The following is a 21,687-nucleotide window of genomic DNA, read 5'->3' as shown; positions in this document are numbered from 1 at the left end:
GGCGGTGCCGGTCAGCCGGTCCGGCGCCCGAGCGGGCCGCCCGGGGCGAGGGCGAGCGAGGCGAAGCGTTCGCCGATCCGGCGGTGCGCGGCGGCGTCCGGGTGGAGCTGGTCGGGCAGCGGCAGTTCGGCGAAGTCGGCCTCTCCGTAGAGTTCACGGCCGTCGAGATGGTGCAGCCATGGGTCCTCGGCGGCCCGTTCCCGCACGATCCGGGCCAGCTCCGCCCGGACGACGCCCAGGGTGAGCTTGCCCTGCGCGACCTCCGCCGGGTCCCCGGCGGCCCGGAACCGGAGCCGCCCGGAGCTCAGGGCGGACAGGTCCGGCGCGCTCGGGCCCGGCGTGTCCTCGTGGATGGGGCACAGGATCGGCGAGACCACGAGCAGCGGTGTGCCGGGGTGACCCTCCCGGACGGTGTCGAGGAAGCCGTGGACGGCGGGCCCGAGGGCGCGCAGCCGCATCAGGTCCGTGTTGACCAGGTTGATGCCGAGCTTGACGCTGATCAGGTCGGCGGGCGTGTCGCGCAGCGCGCGTGCGGTGAAGGGGTCGAGCAGGGCGCTGCCGCCGAGGCCCAGGTTGATCAGCTCCACCCCGCCCAGCGAGGCGGCCAGCGCCGGCCACGTGGTGGTGGGGCTCGCGGCGTCGGAGCCGTGGCTGATCGAGCTGCCGTGATGGAGCCACACCGCGCGGCCCCGGTCGGGCACCGGTTCGACGGGCGCGTCGGTGCGCAAGCCGACCAGTTCGGTGGTCTCGTTGTGCGGCAGCCAGATCTCGACGTCCTTGACCTGGTCCGGAAGGCCGGTGAAGCGCACGGTGGCGACCGGACCGGGCCGCTGCTCGGCGGTGCCGGTGGCCATGTCGATCGTCAGGGTGTTCCCGCCGGCGGCGACGGCACGGCCGGCCGGGCGCCCGTCCACGAGCAGGTCGTACACACCGTCCGGGCGCGGTGGCGCGCCGGTGTAGACGCGCTTGGTGGGCAGCGTGTCGAGTTCGACGGCGGTGGCGCGGGTGCGCAGCGCCAGCCGTACGCCGGAGGGCTGGGACTCCGCCATCCGCAGCTGCGGATCCGCGCACTGGGCGCGGGCCCGGGCGGGCAGCCGGTGCGGCAGCAGTCCGTGCTCGGTGCGCTCCAGGTCGAGGGCGCCGCGCACGAGGCCGGGGGTCAGCGGGGTGGTGATCCAGTCGGACGGGGTGGAGGGCATCGTATGCGCCTGTCCTGCTAGGGAGTTCAGGGGTTCAGGGGGTCGGCCACTCGCGCAGCAGCGTGTCGAGCGCGTCCAGGATCCGGGTCCACGACTCCTGGGAGTCGGGGGCGCTGTGGCTGAAGCCGCCGGCCGCCTCCAGATCGACGTAGCCGTGGAACACGCTGCCGAGCAGCCGGACGGCGTGGGTCTGGCCGGGCTCGGCCAGGTCGTAGCCGCGCAGGATCGCCCGGGTCATCTGCGCGTGCCGGCCGCCGGCGCTCGCGGCGGCCGTCTCCGGGTCGAGGCGCAACCGTGCCGCCTGGTAACGGCCGGGGTGTTCCCGGGCGTAGTCGCGGTAGGCGTCCGCGAAGGCGCGAAGGGCGTCCTTGCCGGCCCGGCCGGCCAGCGCCTCGGCGGCGCGGTCGGCGAGTTCCTCCAGCGCGAGCAGGGCGATACGCGTCTTCAGGTCCTGGGAGTTCATCAGATGCGAGTACAGGCTGGCCACCCTGACGTCGAAGCGCCGGGCCAGCGCCGACACCGTCACCTGGTCGAAGCCCGCCTCGTCGGCGAGCTCCGCCCCCGCCCGGACCAGACGCTCCGTGGTCAGACCGGCGCGCACCATCAGCTTCCTCCTCCTTGGCCTGAATCGATTACGCAGTTGCCTAATAGGCTTAGGCAAACGGCAAATCAATATAGCCGATGGCGTCGCCCTCCGGCGCAAGGGGGACAATCGTGCGGGGCTCGCACGAGCCGGACCGACGGGACGGGTGGTGGATCGATGGAGATGGAGCTTCGGCACCTGCGGGTGCTGTGCGCGATCGCGGACGCGGGCAGCGTGGGCCGCGCCGCCGCGCAGCTCGGCTACTCGCAGCCCGCCGTCAGCACCCAGCTCCGGCGCATCGAGCGTCACCTCGGCGAGCCGCTCTTCGAGCGCGGTGCGGGCGGGGTGCGGCCCACCCCGTACGGCGCCGAGGTCGTCGCCCAGGCCCGGGACGTCCTGGCCCGCGCCGACGCCATCGGCCACCGGCCGCCCGCCGCCCGCCCGGCCCGCACCCTGCGCGTGGCCGCGACGAACTCGCCCATGCTCTCCGGGACCGTGTCGCGCGTCCGCACCCGGCTGCCGGACCTGTCCGTGGCCGTGACCAGCGTCTACGCCTCCTCGAGGATCGTGGAGCTGCTGGAGGAGGGGGCGGTGGACGCGGCCATAGCCGCCGACTACCCGGGCCGGGAACTGGCGCACTCGCCCGCCGTGCGCCACCGCGGCATCGTCACCGAGCCCACGTTCGTCGCCCTGCCCGCCCGGCACCGTCTGCGCCAGAGCGCCCAGGTGCAGCTCGCCGACCTGGCCGAGGACCCGTGGTTCGTCACCCCGGACGACGGGGCCGGCTGGCCCGGGGTGTTCTACGACGCCTGCGCCGCGGCCGGGTTCACGCCCGTCACCGTGCACGAGTTCCTCGGCGACCAGACGCAGCTCCAGAGCATGATCGCCGACGGGCTCGGCGTGTCCCTGGTCCAGCCCACCCTGCGCCCGATCCCGCACGTCACGGTGAAGCCCCTGGCCGGATCGCCGCTGTGGTGCCGGTACGTGCTGGCCTGGCGGCCCGACACGGTCGGCGACGACATCGTGGAGGCGCTGATGCAGTCGGCCACCGGCGCCTACCGCGAACTGGTCGCCGCGGCGCCTCACTTGAGGGCGTGGGCCGCGCGCACCTGGAGCATCGCCGGGACGTAGCGGGCCACCGGGTGAGCTGTCCCGGTGAGGGGCCGGGATGTTATGAGCGGGCGGTGCCATGTGCTATGTCACACGCCATTGTTGCCGGGGCGGCGCGCTGAGACATTCCTCCCACGCCTCGCACCCCACAGAGGCGCACCCCCCTCGTGGAGGAATCCCCGATGCGCCATCGCTTCGCGCTGCCCGGACGGCTGGCCTGCGCCGCCGCCGTCTGCGCCACCGTGGCCGGCCTGCTGTCGGCCCCGGCCCTGGCCCTGCCCGGACGTCAGGCCGGTCCGGCGGCCGCTCCCGCCGGACCCGTCACCGCGCCGCCGCCCACCGGACCGGCCACCAGCGCCACCGAACGCCCCGCCCCCGGCCGGGCCCGGCCGCTCAGCCCCGCCCAACTGCCGCCGCAGACGACGCCGTTCACCCGTGACAGGGACACCCTGCCGCGCCCCGGGGCGAAGGGCGCCTCCTGCGCACCCGGTGACTTCGGCGGCCGCACCGGAGCGGCACTCGTCGCGTTCGTGACGGCCTCCACCGCGGACTGCGTCAACACCCTCTTCTCCGTCACCGGCACCGACGCCCGCGACGTCTTCCGCCAGCCGCAGATGCTGAGCGTCGCCCAGGCCTTCACGCGCGCGGCGGGTCGGTACCAGGGCGACAACTCCGCGGGACTGCTGCAGCTCGTCCTCTTCCTGCGCGCCGGCTACTACGTGCAGTTCAACCACGCCGGCGACGTGGGCCCGTACACCTCCCGCCTCACCGCCGCCACCACCGGCGGCCTGGACGCCTTCTTCGCGCGCCGCCACGCGCGGGACGTCACGGCGGTCAACGGCGACATCCTCGGCGAGAGCGTGATCCTCACCGACAGCGCCGACCAGCAGGACCGCTATCTGTACGTGTACCGGCGGCTGCTGGACGCCTACGACGGCTCGTACGACGCGATCGGCAGCATGGTCAGGGCCGTCAACGACGTCCACACACCGCTGTGGCGCGGCAACTGGAACCCCCGCTACGTGGCGGCGGTCGCCGCCGACCCGCGTGTCACCGCCGCCCTGCACGACTTCGCGCTGGACCACATGGACCTGCTCGGCACCGGTCTGGCGTTCCTCGACACCAACGCCGGTATGAACCTCGCCCGTTACGTCGAACACCCGGAACTGCGCGCCACCGTCCGGCCGTTGACCAGGGACCTGCTGGACCGGTCGCGGATCACCGGCCCGACGGCCGGACTCTGGGTGGCCGTCGCCACCCAGGCCGGCTCCTACGACGGCGCCGGCTGCTCCTACTACGGCGTCTGCGACCTGCCCGGCCGGCTGACCGAGGCCGCACTGCCGATCGCGCACAGCTGCGACGCGGCCCACACCGTGCGCGCCCAGGCCCTCACCGCGCAGGAGCTGGACGCGGTGTGCGCGAGCGTGCTGAACCAGGGCGCCTACTTCCGCGGCATCGTCAGGGCCGACGGCCCCATACCCGGCCAGTACGTCTCGACCATCCAGCTCGTGATCTTCGCGAGCCGCGCCGACTACCAGACCTACGCGGGCGCGATCTACGGCGTCAGCACCGACAACGGCGGCATCACCCTCGACGGAGACCCGTCCGACCCGGCCAACCGGCCGACCTCGATCATGTACCAGAAGGACGTGGACGACGGTTTCGCGGCCCGGGTCTGGAACCTGAACCACGAGTACACGCACTTCCTCGACGCCCGCGACGACATGCCGGGCGACTTCACCGAGCAGACCTCGGTGCCGGACGTGTGGTGGATCGAGGGCCTCGCCGAGTACGTCTCCTACGGCTACCGGGGGCTGGCCTACGACCAGGCGATCCAGGAGGCGGCCAGGCACACGTACCGCCTGAGCACCCTCTTCGAGAGCACCTACGGCAACAGCGACGTGACCCGCACCTACCCGTGGGGCTACCTCGCCGTGCGCTACATGGCCGAGCGGCACCCCGACGACATCCAGCGCGTGCTCGCCCGCTTCCGGGCCGGTGACTACGCCGGCGGATACGCCGTCTACCACGACGGCATCGGCACCCGCTACGACGCCGACTTCGACCAGTGGCTCACCGCGTGCGCCGCGGGCGCGTGCGCCAGACCTCGGCAGGCCTGACCGCGAGCGCCGTGCACGAAGGCCGCCGACCGGAAGGCCCGGTCGGCGGCCGTCATGTGCGCGAGCGCTGCGGCGTCAGACCGCCGTCGCCGCCGGGTAGGTCGGGTACTCCACGCCCGAGACGTGCTGGACGACCCGGACGACCTGGCAGGAGTAGCCGAACTCGTTGTCGTACCAGAGGTAGAGGATCGCGTTGTCCCCCTCCACCTTGAGGGCGCCGGCGTCCACGATCGAGGCGTGGCGCGAGCCGATGAAGTCGCTGGAGACCGCGTCGGGCGCCGTGGTGAAGTCGATCTGGCGCTTGAGCGGCGAGGTCAGCGACACGTTCCGCAGGTAGTCGTGGACGTCCTCGCGGGTGGTCTCGCGGGCGAGCTGGAGGTTGAGGATCGCGATCGAGACGTCCGGCACCGGAACGCGGATCGAGCTGCCGGTGATCGGCGCCTTGAGGTCGGGCAGCGCCTTCGCCACGGCCGAGGCGGCACCGGTCTCGGTGATCACCATGTTGAGCGGCGCGGAGCGGCCGCGGCGCTCGGCCTTGTGGTAGTTGTCCAGCAGGTTCTGGTCGTTGGTGAACGAGTGGACGGTCTCCACGTGGCCGCGCAGCACGCCGTACTCGTCGTCCATGGCCTTCAGCGGCGGGACGATCGCGTTCGTGGTGCAGGACGCGCAGGACAGGATCCGCTCGTCCGGCTTGATCGTGTCGTGGTTGACGCCGTGCACGATGTTCGGGACGTCGCCCTTGCCGGGCGCGGTCAGCACGACCTTGTCGATGCCCGGGCGCAGGTGCTCGGACAGGCCCTCGCGGTCGCGCCACTTGCCTGTGTTGTCGATGAGGATGGCGTCCCGGATGCCGTACTCGGTGTAGTCGATGTGCGACGGGTCGTCGGCGTAGATGACCTTGATCGCGTTGCCGTTGGCCACGATCGTGCTGCTGTCCTCGTCCACCGTGATGGTGCCCTGGAACTGGCCGTGGATGGAGTCGCGTCGCAGCAGCGAGGCACGCTTGACGATGTCCTGGGCGCCGCCGCCGCGGACGACGATGGCGCGCAGCCGCAGGCCGTTGCCCGAGCCGGCCTTCTCGATCAGCAGCCGGGCGACGAGGCGGCCGATGCGGCCGAAGCCGTACAGGACGACGTCGCGCGGCTCGCGGCGTTCGATCTTGTCGGCGCCGGTGGCGCCGGCGACGGCCTCCGCGGTGAACTCCGCCACGCTCAGACCGCGGTCGTCGGCCTTGTAGGTGGCGGCCAGCATGCCGAGGTCGATCTGGGAGGGCCCGAGGTCGAGGGCGGTCAGGGCCTGGAGAAACGGCATGGTCTCGGTGACCGACAGCTCCTCACCGGCGATCTGCCGGGCGAAGCGGTGCGTCTTCAGGATGCTGACCACCGACTTGTTCACCAGCGAGCGGCTGTGCAGCAGGACGGTCACGTCCCGCTCGCGGTGCAGCTTTCCGATGATCGGGATCATGGACTCCGCGATTTCCTCGCGGTGCATCCAGTTGGTGAACGAGTCGTCGTTGACAGTCACAGATCTATCTTTCGAGCTAGGCAGCGCTCATATGGTAACCACACCCTACTTCGATCTTTTCGGGGCCCCCGGCGGGGGGCCTCCACCGTTCCTGAATCAGGGTGGAAGAGGCCGGGAAACGCGGGTCGCGCATTGCACCCCCGTACCGGTCTGACCAAGGTCGGGGGCGTGAGCACGTCTTCCGTACCTCGGCCCGAGCCTGCCGCCCAGTCCGGTCTCCTCCGCGGCCCTGGACCGCCCCTGGTGGCCCGGCACCGGATGCCCGAGGGCGCCCTGGTGGCCCTCGCGCTGTTCGCGGCGGTGCGGCTCGCCGGGATCCTCGTCGTGGTCACCGCCGATCACCTCGCCGGACACTCCCCGACCAGGAGCCTGGCCCACTCCTGGGACTCCCGCTGGTACCTGCACATCGCCACCCACGGCTACGGCCACCTCATCTGGGTCACCCCGTCCGGGGCGGTGCAGACCGACTGGGCCTTCTTCCCCCTGTATCCGGGGCTCGTCCGGGCCGTGCTCACGGTACTGCCGTGCACCGCCGGGCAGGCCGGGCTGCTGGTCGCCTGGGCCGCCGCCGGTGCGGCCGCGTACGGCCTCTTCCTCATCGGCCACCACCTGTACGGCCGGGCCGCCGCCACCGCCCTGGTCGCCCTGTGGGCCGTCCTGCCGCACTCCGTCGAGCTGACCGTCGCCTACACCGAGTCCCTGTTCGCCGCGCTCGCGGTCTGGTCCCTGTACTGCCTGCTCAAGGGCCGCTGGCTGTGGGCCGGTTCGCTCGCCGCGCTGGCCGGGCTGTCCCGGCCGACCGGGTTCGCCGTGGCCGCGGCCCTCGGGGTCGCCGCCGCGCGCGAACTGCTGCGCCTGCGCGGCCGGATGCCGGTCACCCTGTGGGCCGGTGTCCTCCTCGCCCCGCTGGGCTGGCTCGGCTACGTGCTGTGGGTGGGCGCCCGGACCGGCGACCCGTTCCGGGGCTACTTCACGGTCCAGAGCGCCTGGGAGTCGCGCTTCGACTTCGGTGCCGGCGCGGTGCGCTTCCTCCGGGTGCTGTTCCTGTACGGCGGCGGTGTCGTCTACCCCGCCGCGCTGATCATCGTCCTCGTCGGTGTCGTCCTGTTCGGGCTGCTCTGCCTGGACCGCAGCCCGCTGGCCCTGGTGGTGTTCGCGGGGGTCCTCGTGCTGCTGGTGCTGGGTGGCTCTGGATCCTTCTCGTCCAAGCCCCGCTTCCTGCTGCCGGTCTTCCCGCTGCTGATCCCGCCGGCCCGCGCACTCGCCCGCACCTGGCGGGTGCGGCCGGCCCAGGCCCTGCTCGTCGGCGGTGCCCTGGCCGTCGTGTCCCTGCTCTACGGCGCCTATGTGACGGTGGTGGCGCACTCCCCGCTGTGAGCCGTGCCGGCCGTGCCGTGCGTCCCGGCCGCCCGCCGGACGGGTGACGGCCGCGGACGCTCCCCCCGGTGGGGGCCCGGTGGATCGGCCGCCGGTTCGGTGGCAGGATCCTGCGGCGCCCGGACGAGAGAGGCGAGTCGATGAAACTGCACACCCGAGAGTGGGGGACCGGAGAGCGGGTCGCGGTCCTGATCCACGGGATCATGTCCGACCACCGGACCTGGCGCCGGGTCGCGCCGGAGCTCGCGGACCGGGGCTACCGGGTCATCGCCGTCGACCTGCGCGGCCACGGCGCGAGCGGGCGGGGCGAGTACGGCGCCGCCGCCTGGGCGGACGATCTCGTGGACACCCTGCCGGACGGCCCTGAGCTGGCGATCGGCCACTCGCTCGGCGGCATGGCCCTCGCCCTCGCCGTGGAGCGGCTGGCACCGAAGCGGGCCGTCTACTGCGACCCGGCGTGGGAGCTCGCCGAGCACGCGGTGACGGCCGCCGCCTACTTCGCTGACTTCAAGCACGTCACCCGTACCGTGATCCGGGGCTTCAACCCGCGCTGGGAGGACGCCGACGTGGACGTGGAACTGGCGACCATCGCCGACTGGGACGCGGCGACCGTCCAGGCCCTCCCCGACGCCTACGCGGTCAGCCGGACCCCGGCGCGCCCGGTGGTGCCGTCACTGGTGGTGCTGGCCGGCGCGAACAGTCTCGTCCCGCCCGCGATGGCCGACGAGCTGGCGCGGCGGGGCTTCGAGGTGCGCAGGGTGCCGGCCGCCGGTCACACCCTCTACCGGGACGACTTCGAGGGGTTCATGACCGCGCTGGACGGCTGGGTCTGACCCGGGAGCGTCGCGGTGTCCCCGTGCGAAGGCCGTGAATCGGGGTAGGCGGGGAGCGTCCGAGGAAAGGATCGTCATGACGACCTACGTCATCACCGTGCCCGGTACCTTCACGACGGCAGTCGGGGACGAGGCCCGTGCGCGGCTGAGCCGGGCCCTCCGACCGGCCGATCCGCACACCACGCGGATGGGCAGCACCGAGGACCTGGACGTACTCAACGTCAACGAGGACAACACCTTCACCCTCCGTCTGACCGTCGAGGCGGACACCGGCCCGCACGCCGAGCAGGAGGCCCGCCGGCTCGCGGACTCCGCTCTGCGCGGCGCCGGGCTGGACGAGCGGACGGCGCCGCTGGGGCCCGCAGCCGTCACGGGCATCGACTCGGAGGTCCGCTGACCGGGCGGACGGCACGGAGCGTGCGGCCCTTCCTCTGGGGGGAATCGCCTCGAATGGGTAAAATCTAGGCGTTTGCCCTGAAAGGCTGCCGCAAGGCCGCCGCCCAGCCGGATGTGATCGATGCCCCGCAAGCGCTCCACGGACGATGGCGACGAGCTGCTGGTCCGGCTCGGGATGCTCACCGCCCAGGCACGCGAGCGCGCGGAACTGCAACGCACCCAGGTCGAACTGGCCATCGCCCTGCAGCGCGGCATGCTCCCCCCGGACCTGCCCACCGCACCCGGCCTGCACCTGGCGGTGCGCTACGCACCCGCCTGCCACGGCCTCAATGTGGGCGGCGACTGGTACGACGCCTTCACCCTCCCCGACGGCCGCATCGGGATGTCCATCGGGGACGTCCAGGGCCACAACACCGAGGCCGCCGCCTTCATGGGCCAGGTGCGGACCGCGCTGCGGGCCCTCGCCTCCGTCAGCACCGAGCCGGGCGAGGTCCTCGCCCGGACCAACGAGCTGCTGCTCTCGCTGGGCATCGAGCTGTTCGCCACCTGCACCTTCATGCGGCTCGACCCGGCCACGGGCGTCATGGAGAGCGCGCGGGCCGGGCACATCCCCTTCGTCTGGGCCACCGCGGACGGCAGATCCGGCGTCGCGGACGACGAGGGAGGCCCGCCGCTCGGCATCCAGCACGGTGCGACGTACCCCGTGACCCGGCACCGGCTCACCACCGGCGGGGTGTTCGTACTGCTCACCGACGGCGTGGTGGAGGGCCCCTCGCTGAACATCGAGGACGGCCTCGACCAGGTGGTCCGGCTCGCCGGCATCGCCGCCGTCGCCGGCCTCGAGGCGTACGCGCTGGCCGCCGCGGTGATCAAGGGCGCCGAGAGCGTGGGGCACGAGGACGACGCCGCCGTACTGGTCGTGGGCCTCGACGGGCCGGGCACGCACTGGCGGGACGCGGTGGCCGGGGGGTCCCGGCAGCGGCCCGGGGTTCAGCCATAGAGCGGGACCGGACGCCTCTCGCCTCGCAGAGGGAGGGCCACCGGTGTGAGATTGCTGCTGTGGTGCCTTACCAGGATCTGCGCCGGCCGGGCGGCTACGCCGTCCAGCTTCTGGCGGTCGCCGCCTGCTACTACGGGTCGGCGCGCCTCGGGCTCCTGCGCCATCTGGCTGTCGAGGGCGCCGTCGTCACCCCGATCTGGCCACCCACCGGAGTGGCCGTGGCCGCCCTGCTCTTCTTCGGCTTCGGCTGCTGGCCCGCCATCACGGTCGGCGCGCTGCTCGCCACCTGGTCCCTCGGCACCCCCGGCCCGGACGTGGTCGGCATCCTCTTCGGGCAGACGGTGGCACCGGTGGCCGCGGTGCTGCTGCTGCGCCGCTCCGGCTTCCGCCCCGAGATCAGCCGGCTGCGCGACGGGCTCGCCCTGGTGTTCCTCGGCGCCCTGGCGGCCACGACGATCAGCGCGACCTTCGGCGTCGGGGTCCTCGTCCTGTCCGACAAGCTGGCGCCACAAGCCTTCTGGACCGTCTGGCTGGCCTGGTGGGTGGGTGACGCCATGGGCGTCCTGCTCGTCACCCCGGTCCTGCTGCTGCTGCGCCGCACCCGCTGGCCGCCGCCGCTGGGGCGCTGGAAGGAGGCCGCCGCGCTGGCCGTCGTCGCCTGCGCCCTCGTGCCGCTGGCCGCCTACAGCTCGATCAGCCTGCTCTTCCTCGTCTATCCGCTGATCATCTGGGCCGCGCTGCGCTTCCAGCTCGCGGGCAGCATGTTCTGCGCCCTGCTGACGTCCGTGCTGGCCACGGTCGCCGCGACGGACGCCGTCGGCGCCTTCGCGGGGCTGAGCCGGATCGAGGTGATGGCGAAACTCCAGGCCTTCAACGGGGCGATGGCGCTCACCGCGCTGTTGCTGTCCGCCGTGATCACCGAGCAGCGCAACACCCGGCGCTCCGTCGAACAGGCCTGCAAGGAACTGGTGGAGGTCCTGGCGCACCTCACCGCGGGCGAGGCCCCCCCGCCCCGGCCGCCCCCGGGGCCCGGCGACCGGCCGCGGGAGCCCGACGCCGGCCCGTGACGCGGCCCGTCCCGCCCGGCGTGTCGAACGGCCGGGCAAGGGCACTGGGAGACGATGAGCGATGCCCGTACGGGCACGGCAGGGCCGGAGGAACAGGGGCGGCATGAAGCAGCGGGCGGCACCCGGCAGGGACGACCGGAACCCGGGAACCACCGGAACCGGCCCCGGCAGCGCGGCGGGCCCCGGCCCCGGCTCCGGCACTCCGGTGAGTCCCCGGGACGGCGCCGGAGCGCCCCGGCTCGGAGCGGGCCGGACAGGCAGGCGGCCGGCCGGCGACCGACCGGGCTCCGATGCTTCGGCCGGCCTCCCGGAGCACCCCGGTTCACCCCGGCCCGCGTCGGGCCGGGAATCCACCCGGCCGGACGCCGACGGGCCAGGCCGCGACGTCTCCGAAGGCTCCCCGGACGACACGGGCGGACACAGGGCCGGGGCAGGCGGGACGGGCGAGCGGCGGCACGGCGACGGACCCGGACCCGGTACGCCGGCCGGACGCGGCCCGGGCGACCCGGCGGGAGCAGGCGCCGGTGATCCGGTGAGCCCCCCGAGCGACGCCGGCGTGCCCGAACCGGAGCCGGCTGCGCATCCCGGCGACGGTGGCGACGCCCGGCGCCGGATTCCGCGGACCGATGCGCTGCTGCGCGACGCGCGGCTGGCCGAGGCCGTGCGGCGGCTCGGGGAGGACGTGGTCAAGGGGGCGGTCCGGCGGGCGCAGGGCCGGGCGCGCGCGGGAGGCATCGCCCCGGAACAGGTCCTGGACACCGCCGTCGCCCTGCTCCCCGGCACGGCGGGCGGGCTACGGCCGGTGATCAACGCGACCGGAGTCCTGCTGCACACCAACCTCGGCCGGGCACCGCTGTCGGCGGCGGCCCGTCAGGCGGTGGCGGCGGCCGCCGGACCCACGGACGTCGAACTCGACCTGGTGACCGGAGCACGGGCCCGGCGCGGCCGCTCCGCCCTGGCCGCGCTCGCCGACCGCGTGCCCGCCGCCGGCGGTGTGCACGTCGTCAACAACGGGGCCGCCGCGCTCGTGCTGGCCGCCACCGCCCTCGCGGCCGGCCGGGAGATCGTCATCAGCCGGGGCGAGATGGTGGAGATCGGGGACGGCTTCCGCCTGCCCGACCTGCTGGTCTCCACCGGCGCCCGGCTCCGCGAGGTCGGCACCACCAACCGCACCACCGTCGCCGACTACGCCGCCGCCATCGGACCGGAGACCGGGTTCGTCCTCAAGGTGCACCCCTCCAACTTCCGCATCACCGGGTTCACCCGGGGCGCCGAGGTCGGTGAACTGGCCGCGCTCGCCGTGCCCGTCGTCGTCGACATCGGCTCCGGACTGCTCGCCCCGCACCCGGACCTGCCCGAGGAACCGGACGCGGCCACGGCCCTGCGAGCCGGAGCCGCGCTGGTCACGGCGAGCGGCGACAAGCTGCTCGGCGGGCCGCAGTGCGGGCTGCTGCTGGGCCACGCCGACCTCGTGCGCGCCCTGGCCAGGCACCCGCTGGCCCGCGCCCTGCGGGTCGACAAGCTCACCCTGGCCGCCCTGGAGGCCACACTCACCGGACCGCCCACCCCGACCGCCACCGCCCTCACCATCGACCCGGCCCGCCTGCGGGACCGCGCCGACCGGCTCGCCGCCGCCCTGGGCGCAGACGGGATCGACGCCCGGGCCGTCGCCGGCGCCGCCACGGTCGGCGGGGGAGGGGCGCCCGGCGTCACCCTGCCCAGCGCCGCGCTGTCGCTGCCCGAGCCGTACGCCGTGGCACTGCGCACCGGACGGGCCCCGGTGGTCGGCCGGCTGGAGGCCGGGCGCTGCCTGCTCGACCTGCGGGCCGTGCCGCCGGAGGACGACGAAGTGCTGGCCGGGGCCGTACGGGCGGCCCGCCCGGCCGCGGAGAGGTAGGCGGCATGCACGTCCTCGCCACCGCCGGCCACGTCGACCACGGCAAGTCCACCCTCCTGCGGGCGCTCACCGGCATGGAACCGGACCGCTACGAGGAGGAGCGCCGCCGGGGCCTGACCCTCGACCTCGGCTTCGTGTGGACGCGGCTCGAACCCGACGGGGAGCACCTCGCGTTCGTCGACGTACCCGGGCACGAGCGCTTCGTCGCGACCATGCTCGCCGGTGCCGGCCCCGTGCCCGCCGTGCTGTTCGTCGTCGCCGCCGACCAGGGCTGGCAGGCGCAGTCGCAGGAGCACCTGGCGATCCTCGACGCGCTCGGCGTCCGGCATGCCCTCCTGGCGGTGACCCGCAGTGACCTCGCCGACCCCGAACCGGTGCGCGCGGACGCCGTCGAGCGGCTGTCCGCCACCTCCCTCGGCAAGGTGCCGTCCGTGGCGGTCAGTGCCGTCACCGGCGCCGGACTGGACGGCCTGCGCGCCGAACTGACCCGGCTGACAGCCGAGTTGCCCGCCCCCGACACCGAGGCGGACGTACGCCTGTGGCTGGACCGGGCGTTCACCGTGCGTGGCCACGGCACCGTGGTCACCGGCACGCTCGGCGCGGGCACCCTGCGCGCCGGCGACCGGCTCGTCACCGGGGACGGGGACGTACTGCGGGTGCGCGGCCTGCAGACCCTGCAGGAGGAGCGGACGGAGGCCGGTGCGGTGGCCCGGGTCGCCGTCAACGTGCACGGGCCGGGGGCCGGCGGACTGCGGCGCGGCCAGGCGCTGCTGACCCCGGACCGCTGGCTGACGACCGGCACCGCCGACGTCCGGGTCACCGGCGAGCCCGTCCGCGACCTGCCCCGCTCGGTCACCCTGCACATCGGCACGGCCGCCGTCCCGGTGACCGTCCGCCCGCTGGGCGAGGACACCGCCCGGCTCACCCTGCACCGTGAACTGCCCCTGCGGATCGGCGACCGGGCGGTGCTCCGCGAACCCGGCGGCAGCCGCACCCCCCGCGGGGTCACCGTCCTCGACGTACGCCCGCCCCGGCTGACCCGGCGCGGCGCCGGCCGCACCCGCGCGGCCGAACTGGCCGGGATGACCGGGCACCCCGACGGTGCCGCCGAACTGCGCCGCCGGGGTCTGATCCGGCGCCGCGACCTGCTCGCCATGGGTGCTCCGCCGCCGGCCGGACCCGTCGCCGGGGACTGGCTGGCCGACGAGGCGCACTGGGCGGACCTCGGGGCCCGGCTGACCGCCGAGGTCGGCCGGTACGCCGACACGCACCCGCTGGAACCCGGTCTCCCCGCCGAGGCGGCCCGTCGTCTGCTGCGTCTGCCCGACCGCGCCCTGGTGGACGCCCTCGCCCGGGCCGCACCCCGACTCCGCGACCACCAGGGCCGGTTGTACGACGCCGACGCCACGCGGCCCGTCCTGCCGCCAACCGTGCGGGCGGCCGTGGACGCCGTGCGCGGGGATCTGGCCCGGGCGGCCTTCCGCGCGCCCGAGGCCGACCGGCTGACGCGACTCGGCCTGACCAGAAAGCCGTTGGCCGCCGCCGTGGCCGCGGGCGCCCTGCTGCGGATCGCCGACGGCATCGTGCTGCTGCCCGGGGCGGACGCCGCCGCCGCGGCCGTACTGCGCCGGCTGCCGCAGCCGTTCACGCTGAGCGAGGCCCGGCGGGCCCTGGACACCACGCGCCGGGTGGCCGTACCGCTGCTGGAGTACCTGGACACCCAGGGGTACACGGAACGCGTCGACGACCAGCGACGGCGCTGCCGGCCCGGGCCGGGGAGCGGAGGCGGACGGGAATCGAACCCGCCTGCCCGAGATCCTCGGGCACCTCGGTTTTGAAGACCGGGAGGGCCACCAGGCACCCACACGCCTCCACCGCCGACCAGGCTAGTGCCCCGGGAGACACGCATGACACCGACCCGCCAAGCGTCCGTACGCCTCACGCAGTTCGCCCACGGCGGCGGCTGCGCCTGCAAGATCCCGCCCGGCGAGCTGGAGGAGGTGGTCAGCGGACTCGGCGCACCGCTGCCCGGCGGCGACAGCCCGCTGCTGGTCGGCCTCGCCACCGGGGACGACGCGGCCGTCGTCATGCTCCCCGGGCAGGGCACGGCCATGGTGTGCACCGCCGACTTCTTCACCCCGGTCGTCGACGACCCCTACGACTGGGGGCGCGTCGCCGCCGCCAACGCGCTGTCCGACGTCTACGCCATGGGCGGCCGGCCCGTCCTCGCCGTCAACCTGCTCGCCTGGCCCCGCGACCGGCTGCCCTTCGAGCTGGCCCGCGAGGTGCTGCGCGGCGGCCTGGACATCGCCACCGAGGCGGGCTGCCACGTCGGCGGCGGGCACAGCGTGGACGACCCGGAACCCAAGTACGGCATGGCCGTCACGGGACTCGCCGACCCCGCCCACCTGCTCCGCAACGACGCGGGCCGCGCCGGTCTGCCGCTGTCGCTGACCAAGCCGCTCGGCCTGGGCGTGCTGAACAACCGGCACAAGGCGACGGGGGTGCGGTTCGAGCAGGCGATCGCCACGATGACGGCCCTCAACCGGGACGCGTCCGCCGCCGCCCTGGCCGCCGGCGCCACCTGCGCCACCGATGTCACCGGCTTCGGGCTCCTCGGCCATCTGCACAAGCTCGCCCGGGCCTCGGGAGTGACCGCCGTGCTCGACACGGCCGCGGTGCCGTACCTGGACGGCGCCCGGGAGGCCGTCCGGGACGGCTACGTCAGCGGCGGCACGCGGCGCAACCTGGACTGGGTCGCGCCGTACACCGACTTCGGCACCACGGACGCGGGCACCCGGCTGCTTCTGGCGGACGCGCAGACCTCGGGCGGTCTGCTCGTCGCCGGCGAGGTGCCCGGAGCCCCGGTGGTGGGGGAGCTGGTGCCCCGCGGGGACCACTCGATCGTGCTCCGGTGAGCCGCCTTCCGCGGCCCCGTCCGAGCCGGTGCCACCGCCCCGGACGAGCCGCCGCTACGGCTCGGTCCCGGTGTGCTCGTCGATGCCCGCCCGGGCCCGGTAGGACCGCACCAGCTCCACCGACGCCGGACCCCGCGGACGGCGCCCCGGACGGATGTCGACGGCGAACGCCTTCGCCTCCTGGATGTGGGAGTTCGGGTCCAGGGACAGGTGCAGCAGCTCGTTGGCCGCGTCCCCGGTGCTGTAGCCGTTCGGGCCCCAGTGGTAGGGCAGGCCCACCTGGTGCAGGGTGCGGCCCTGCACCCGCAGCGGCGCCATCCGGTCGGTCACCAGCACCCGGGCCTCGATCACCCCGCGCGCGCTGACGATCGTCGCCCAGCCGGTGTGCGCGAGGCCCCGCTCGGCGGCCAGCTCCGGGGACACCTCGCAGAAGAACTCCGGCTGGAGTTCCGCGAGATACGGCTGCCAGCGGGACATGCCGCCCGCCGTGTGGTGCTCGGTGAGCCGGTAGGTGGTGGCCACGTACGGGAACACCTCCGAGCCGGGTTCGGTGCCGCTCGGCTGGTAGCGGTTGTCCGGCAGCGCCGGCATCAACTGCCGTACCGGATTGCGCTGCTGCCCGTAGAGCAGGTTCGGGAACGGGGAGTCCTGCGGTTCGTAGTGCGTCGGCAGCGGGCCGTCGGTGAGTCCCGACGGCACGTACAGCCACGCCTTGCCGTCGGCCTGCATGATGAACGGGTCCCGGCCGGACAGCGCCGCGGGGCCGGTCGCGCCCTCGGGCGGCTCGTGGTCGGGCGCCTTGTCCTTCTTGAAGTCGGGCACGTCGTGCCCGGACCACTCGCCCCGCTCACCCCGGTCCGGGTCCCACCACACCAGCGCCTTCCGCTCGCTCCACGGCCTGCCCTCCGGGTCCGCCGAGGCACGGTTGTACAGGATGCGCCGGTTGGCCGGCCAGGCCCACGCCCACTCGGCCGCCACCCAGTCCTGCTCCCGGCCCGGCTTGCGGCGCGCGGCCTGGTTGACGCCGTCGGCGTACACCCCGCAGTAGATCCAGCAGCCGCAGGCGGTGGACCCGTCGGACTCGAGCTGCTCGTAGGAGGAGAGCGGATCGCCCTTGGCGTCATGGCCGTTGATCTCGGCCAGCACGGCCTCCGCGTCCGGCTCGGCGATCTCGCCCTTGGTCGGGTAGTCCCAGACCAGGTCGAGCACCGGACGGTCCATCTCGTCTGCGGACCCGGCCAGCCGCTGCCTGATGAGCCGTCCCAGGTGGTACGTGAACCAGAGGTCGCTGCGTGCCTCGCCGGGCGGCTCCACGGCCTGGTGGTGCCACTGCAGCAGCCGCTGGGTGTTGGTGAAGCTGCCGTCCTTCTCGGTGTGCGCGGCGGCCGGCAGGAAGAACACCTCGGTGCCGATGTCCTCGGTGCGCAGCTCCCCGGTCTCGATCTCCGGGCCGTCCTTCCACCAGGTCGCCGACTCGATGAGGGAGAAGTCCCGCACCACCAGCCAGTCCAGGTTGGCCATGCCCATGCGCATCAGCTTGGCGTTGGCGTTGCCGACCGCCGGGTTCTCCCCGAGCAGGAAGTAGCCCTTGCACCTCCCCTCGAGCTGCGCCATGGCCGTCTCGTAGGCGGAGTGGGAGCCGGTCAGCCGCGGCAGGTAGTCGAAGCAGAAGTCGTTCTCCGGCGTCGCCGCGTCGCCCCAGTACGCCTTGAGCAGGCTCACCAGATAGGCCCGCATGTTGCCCCAGTACCCCTTGTGCGCCGCCTCGGCCTCCACGAACGCGTCGAGGTCCTGGTTCTGGTGGGCGTGCGGCATCGGGATGTAGCCGGGCAGCAGGTTGAACAGGGTCGGGATGTCCGTGGAGCCCTGGATGGAGGCGTGACCGCGCAGCGCCAGGATGCCGCCGCCGGGGCGGCCGATGTTGCCCAGCAGCGTCTGCAGCACGGCGGCCGCGCGGATGTACTGCACGCCGACCGTGTGCTGTGTCCAGCCGACCGCGTAGGCGAACGCCGTGGTCTGGTCCCGTCCGGAGTTCTCCGTGACGAGTTCGCACACCTGCCGGAACAGCTCCCGCGGCACCCCGCAGACCTCCTCGACCACCTCCGGCGTGTAGCGGGCGTAGTGCCGCCTGAGCACCTGCAGGACACACCGCGGATGGGTGAGCGTCTCGTCCCGCTCGGGCTCTCCCTCTCCGATCACGGCCCCGCCGGCGCCGTGCGCCTCCCCGCGCGCCGCCTCGGTGACCGAGCTGTCGTCGGAGCCCTCGCCGCCGGTGCGCCTGTCGTACTCCAGATCGCGTTCGCCCGAGGCCGCCTGCATCTCGGTGCCCTCGTACTGCCAGCTGCTGTTGTCGTAGGAGCGGCTGTCGGTGTCCAGGCCCGAGAAGACGCCGTCCAGGTCCTCGGTGTCCCGGAAGTCCTCCCGCAGGATCACCGAGGCGTTGCTGTACGCCAGCACGTAGTCCCGGAAGTACTTCTCCTCCCGCAGCACGTGGTTGATGATCCCGCCGAGGAACGCGATGTCCGAGCCCGCGCGCAGCGGCACGTGGACGTCGGCCAGCGCGCTGGTCCGGGTGAACCGCGGGTCCACATGGATCACCTTCGCGCCGCGCGCCTTCGCCTCCATCACCCACTGGAACCCGACCGGGTGGCACTCGGCCATGTTCGAGCCCTGGATGACGATGCAGTCGGAGTTCTGCAGGTCCTGCTGGAAGGTGGTCGCGCCGCCGCGTCCGAACGAGGTCCCCAGACTGGGAACGGTGGAGGAGTGTCAAACACGCGCCTGGTTCTCGATCTGGATGGCGCCCAGCGCGGTGAACAGCTTCTTGATCAGGTAGTTCTCTTCGTTGTCGAGCGTCGCCCCGCCGAGGCTCGCGATGCCGAGGGTGCGCCGGGTGCGATTCCCGTCGGCCTCCCACTGCCAGCCCGCCCGCCGCGCCTCGACGACCCGGTCGGCGATCATGTCCATCGCCGTGTCCAGGTCCAGCCGCTCCCACCGCGTGCCGTGCGGCCGCCGGTACAGCACCTGGTGCTCGCGGGCGCTCCCGGTGGTCAGCTGCAGACTGGCGGAGCCCTTGGGGCACAGCCGGCCGCGCGAGATGGGGGAGTCCGGGTCGCCCTCGATCTGGGTGACCTTCCCGTCCTGGACGTACACGTTCTGCCCGCAGCCCACCGCGCAGTACGGGCAGACGGACTTCACCACCCGGTCCGCCGAGGCCACCCGGGGCTCCAGCCGCGCGCTGCGCCCGCTCTTGGCGGCGGCCCCCCTGCCCAGCGGGTCCGTTCCCGTGAGCTGGCGGTAGACCGGCCAGGAGTCGATCCAGGTGCGTACGCCCACGACTCGCTCCTCCCGTCCGCGCTACTCGATTCTCACGCGCCCGCGCGACCGCGGCATCCCGGGCCCGGTGAGCGGCGGGGTACCCCCCGGCCCGAACGGCCAAACCGGCCTCGCCGCTGGTCGCATAGGCCCGGGGACCGGTTCAGCCGCCGCGCGCCGCCAGCCGCTCGCGCTGCGGTACGACCGTGTACTTCGGGTCCTCGGCGGAGTCCACCCCGGCCTGGAACACGCCGAAGCGCAGTGCCGCCGAGCCCGAGAGCAGTCCGGCACCGGCCGTCAGAGCCAGGCGCCGGTCGCGCACCCGTCCGGACAGCAGCGCCAGGGCGGCGCCGCCCGCCGTCAGCGCCTCGGCGGCACGCAGCAGCCGGCGCGGCCGGCCCTGCTCGTAGGGCTCGGCGGCCAGTCCGAGACGCCCCTTCATCAGCCGGAGGGCGCCCAGCTCCAGCGCGGCACCGAGGGCCGCCATCCGGCGGGCCGGCCCCGCCTGGCCGGCCGGGGCGGCGGCCAGCGCCAGACCGGACGCCGCGGTGGCCGCCGATCCCGCGAAGACATACGGGAGCTGCCGGTAGCCCTCGTGCCAGGACGGCACCGCCGTGTCCGAGAGGAGCACCGCGGTGTAGGTCGCCACCGCCGGACCGAGGACGGCGGCGCCCGCCGTGGCGGCCGAGCCGGCGAGACGGTAGCGGCCCGCGACCTCGGTCGCCGCCGCGGCCAGTGTGAGCGGGGCGTACCCCACCAGCAGCCACGAACCCACGCTCATCGGCGAGGTCGGCTTGAACACCCGGAGCATGTTGAGGAAGCGGGCCGGGCGGCCCAGGTCGTGCACGAGCGCGACCAGCGACAGCGAGATCGCCCCGGCCGCCCCCAGCTTCGCCGGGCGGGCCAGCGCCGGCCGCCCGCCGAGAGCGGCCCCGGCCGCGAGCAGCGACGACGCCCCGGCCAGACCGCCGAGGTACAGATAGCCCGCGATGTCGAGCGCCTTCCACGTCGGCTTGTTCAGCACCGGTCTGCCGTAGTACGACGAGAACTCCGCCTCCGGGACCATCGGCTGCTCGCCCCGGCCGCGCCGGCGCCGGTGGCGCCCGTCGCGCGCGCCCGTCGGGGCCTCGCGACCCGGCCGGCCGCCCTCCACGCCGTCCCGGGTCACGTCCGAACCGCTCATCGCGGCCTCCTCACGAAACTGGTGACGGCGAGCGCGGCGAGCGAGACGGCGGCCAGCGCGGCGTGCCGCCACATGTCGGGCAGGTCCCGGGTGGTGACCACCGGGTCCGGGGGCAGGCCGTACACCTCCGGCTCGTCCAGCAGCAGGAAGAACGCGCCGTCCCCGCCGACCCCGTCGTCCGGGCTCTCGCCGTACAGCCGGGCGTCGGTCACCCCGGCCTCCCGCAGCCGGGCCACCCGGGACGCGGCCCGCTCGCGCAGCTCCTCCAGCGGACCGAACTGGATCGAGTCGGTCGGGCAGGCCTTGGCGCAGGCCGGTTCCATGCCGACGCCCAGCCGGTCGTAGCACAGGGTGCACTTCCACACCCGGCCGTCGTCCCGGCGCTGGTCGATGACGCCGTAGGGGCAGGCGGGCACGCAGTAACCGCAGCCGTTGCAGATGTCCTCCTGGACGACGACCGTGCCGAACTCGGTACGGAACAACGCACCCGTGGGACAGACGTCGAGGCAGGCCGCGTGGGTGCAGTGCTTGCACACGTCGGAGGCCATCAGCCAGCGCAGCTCGGTGCGGCCGTCGGGCGACACCGGGGAGATCTCCCCGGCCGGGGCGCCCGCGGGGGCCGCGCCGGGCGGGGGTGCGGTGGCTCCCGGTCCCGGCGAGCCTGTGTCGGTACCGAGGCCGGCCGCCGCGGCGAACACGTCGACGTCCTCGTGGACGACCCCGGGCTCCTGCCCGCCGAACGGTTTGCGCTGCTCGATGAAGGCCACGTGCCGCCAGCTGTCGGCGCCGAGGCCCTGCGTGTTGTCGTACGACATGCCGGTCAGTTCGAGCCCGTCCTCCGGGACGGCGTTCCACTCCTTGCAGGCCACCTCGCACGCCTTGCAGCCGATGCACACGGAGGTGTCGGTGAAGAAGCCCATCCTGGGCGGGGCGTCCGGGTAGCCGGCGGCACCCGCGACGTCCGGCTGGGGTCCGTACAGCAGATGCCCGCGCGCCGGTCCGGCGCCCGCCGTGCCGTCGTCGTCCGGGGTCATGCCGCACCCTCCTCGCTCGGCCCTCGACCCCGCCGACGGCCGAGGTGCGGCAACGTCCGGGGTCCGGGTCCTGGTGCCCTGTCTCGAGCCTGGCACGGGTGCCCTCGCCCCGCGCGCCCGAAACGGCCTCC

The 21,687-nt window shown here is 74.1% G+C and carries 15 protein-coding genes, 1 tRNA gene and 1 pseudogene; 10 read left to right on the top strand and 7 right to left on the bottom strand.

Annotated elements, in window-relative coordinates; all coding sequences use genetic code 11:
• Window positions 1-11: 11 nt before the first annotated feature.
• Together ACZ6B1_RS28625 and ACZ6B1_RS28620 are read right to left on the bottom strand one after the other, a co-directional pair.
• A complete protein-coding gene (locus ACZ6B1_RS28625; RefSeq protein ID WP_468783028.1) occupies window positions 12-1,199 on the bottom strand; it encodes a GDSL-type esterase/lipase family protein in 1,188 nt (395 codons plus the stop codon).
• Between the two features lie 34 nt (window positions 1,200-1,233).
• Complete coding sequence (locus ACZ6B1_RS28620) at window positions 1,234-1,803, bottom strand: TetR/AcrR family transcriptional regulator (protein WP_468783026.1); 570 nt, start codon at window positions 1,801-1,803, stop codon at window positions 1,234-1,236.
• Between the two features lie 156 nt (window positions 1,804-1,959).
• Here ACZ6B1_RS28620 and ACZ6B1_RS28615 point away from each other — a divergent pair, with 156 nt between their 5' ends.
• Window positions 1,960-2,913, top strand: coding sequence for a LysR family transcriptional regulator (locus ACZ6B1_RS28615; protein ID WP_468783024.1), 954 nt, complete (start codon window positions 1,960-1,962; stop codon window positions 2,911-2,913).
• Between the two features lie 161 nt (window positions 2,914-3,074).
• Entirely contained in the window at window positions 3,075-5,012 is a 1,938-nt protein-coding gene (locus ACZ6B1_RS28610; protein ID WP_468783022.1) for a collagenase, read from the top strand.
• Between the two features lie 75 nt (window positions 5,013-5,087).
• Here the strand turns inward: ACZ6B1_RS28610 and ACZ6B1_RS28605 are convergent, their stop codons facing one another.
• Window positions 5,088-6,536: a glyceraldehyde-3-phosphate dehydrogenase gene (locus ACZ6B1_RS28605; protein ID WP_468783020.1), complete on the bottom strand. Its 1,449-nt coding sequence runs from the start codon at window positions 6,534-6,536 to the stop codon at window positions 5,088-5,090.
• Window positions 6,537-6,704: 168 nt separating this feature from the next.
• On the opposite strand from ACZ6B1_RS28605, the gene ACZ6B1_RS28600 reads away from it, so the two are divergent.
• The 7 genes and pseudogenes from ACZ6B1_RS28600 to ACZ6B1_RS28570 all read left to right on the top strand — a co-directional run.
• Window positions 6,705-7,913 carry a hypothetical protein gene (locus ACZ6B1_RS28600; protein ID WP_468783018.1) on the top strand — a complete coding sequence of 403 codons (1,209 nt, stop codon included), beginning with the start codon at window positions 6,705-6,707 and terminating at the stop codon, window positions 7,911-7,913.
• Window positions 7,914-8,053: 140 nt separating this feature from the next.
• The gene (locus ACZ6B1_RS28595) at window positions 8,054-8,746 is read left to right on the top strand and encodes an alpha/beta fold hydrolase (RefSeq protein WP_468783016.1); all 693 of its coding nucleotides are present in this window, start codon (window positions 8,054-8,056) and stop codon (window positions 8,744-8,746) included.
• Window positions 8,747-8,822: 76 nt separating this feature from the next.
• Window positions 8,823-9,143, top strand: coding sequence for a hypothetical protein (locus ACZ6B1_RS28590; RefSeq protein WP_468783014.1), 321 nt, complete (start codon window positions 8,823-8,825; stop codon window positions 9,141-9,143).
• A gap of 120 nt (window positions 9,144-9,263) precedes the next feature.
• Window positions 9,264-10,142 carry a PP2C family protein-serine/threonine phosphatase gene (locus ACZ6B1_RS28585; protein WP_468783012.1) on the top strand — a complete coding sequence of 293 codons (879 nt, stop codon included), beginning with the start codon at window positions 9,264-9,266 and terminating at the stop codon, window positions 10,140-10,142.
• Window positions 10,143-10,192: 50 nt separating this feature from the next.
• Window positions 10,193-11,209, top strand: coding sequence for an MASE1 domain-containing protein (locus ACZ6B1_RS28580; protein WP_468783112.1), 1,017 nt, complete (start codon window positions 10,193-10,195; stop codon window positions 11,207-11,209).
• 556 nt (window positions 11,210-11,765) lie between these two features.
• The gene (selA, locus tag ACZ6B1_RS28575; protein WP_468783111.1) at window positions 11,766-13,106 is read left to right on the top strand and encodes an L-seryl-tRNA(Sec) selenium transferase; all 1,341 of its coding nucleotides are present in this window, start codon (window positions 11,766-11,768) and stop codon (window positions 13,104-13,106) included.
• 5 nt (window positions 13,107-13,111) lie between these two features.
• Window positions 13,112-14,851, top strand: a pseudogene (locus ACZ6B1_RS28570) (SelB domain-containing protein); the annotation flags it as partial.
• 35 nt (window positions 14,852-14,886) lie between these two features.
• On the opposite strand, the gene ACZ6B1_RS28565 reads toward ACZ6B1_RS28570, so the two are convergent.
• A tRNA-Sec gene (locus ACZ6B1_RS28565) sits at window positions 14,887-14,979 on the bottom strand.
• 34 nt (window positions 14,980-15,013) lie between these two features.
• Here ACZ6B1_RS28565 and selD point away from each other — a divergent pair.
• Entirely contained in the window at window positions 15,014-16,024 is a 1,011-nt protein-coding gene (gene selD / locus ACZ6B1_RS28560) for a selenide, water dikinase SelD (RefSeq protein ID WP_468783010.1), read from the top strand.
• Window positions 16,025-16,078: 54 nt separating this feature from the next.
• Here the strand turns inward: selD and fdh are convergent, their stop codons facing one another.
• The 3 genes from fdh to ACZ6B1_RS28545 form a co-directional block, all read right to left on the bottom strand.
• Entirely contained in the window at window positions 16,079-19,360 is a 3,282-nt protein-coding gene (gene fdh, locus ACZ6B1_RS28555; protein WP_468783008.1) for a formate dehydrogenase, read from the bottom strand.
• A 142-nt stretch (window positions 19,361-19,502) separates the two neighbouring features.
• Window positions 19,503-20,522, bottom strand: coding sequence for an NrfD/PsrC family molybdoenzyme membrane anchor subunit (gene nrfD / locus ACZ6B1_RS28550; protein WP_468783006.1), 1,020 nt, complete (start codon window positions 20,520-20,522; stop codon window positions 19,503-19,505).
• Entirely contained in the window at window positions 20,519-21,556 is a 1,038-nt protein-coding gene (locus tag ACZ6B1_RS28545) for a 4Fe-4S dicluster domain-containing protein (RefSeq protein ID WP_468783004.1), read from the bottom strand. The genes nrfD and ACZ6B1_RS28545 overlap by 4 nt, the downstream gene beginning before the upstream one ends.
• Between the last annotated feature and the right edge of the window lie 131 nt (window positions 21,557-21,687).

This window comes from Streptomyces sp. NPDC041129, from assembly GCF_055592265.1.
This window is presented reverse-complemented; position numbering and strand designations above follow the sequence as displayed.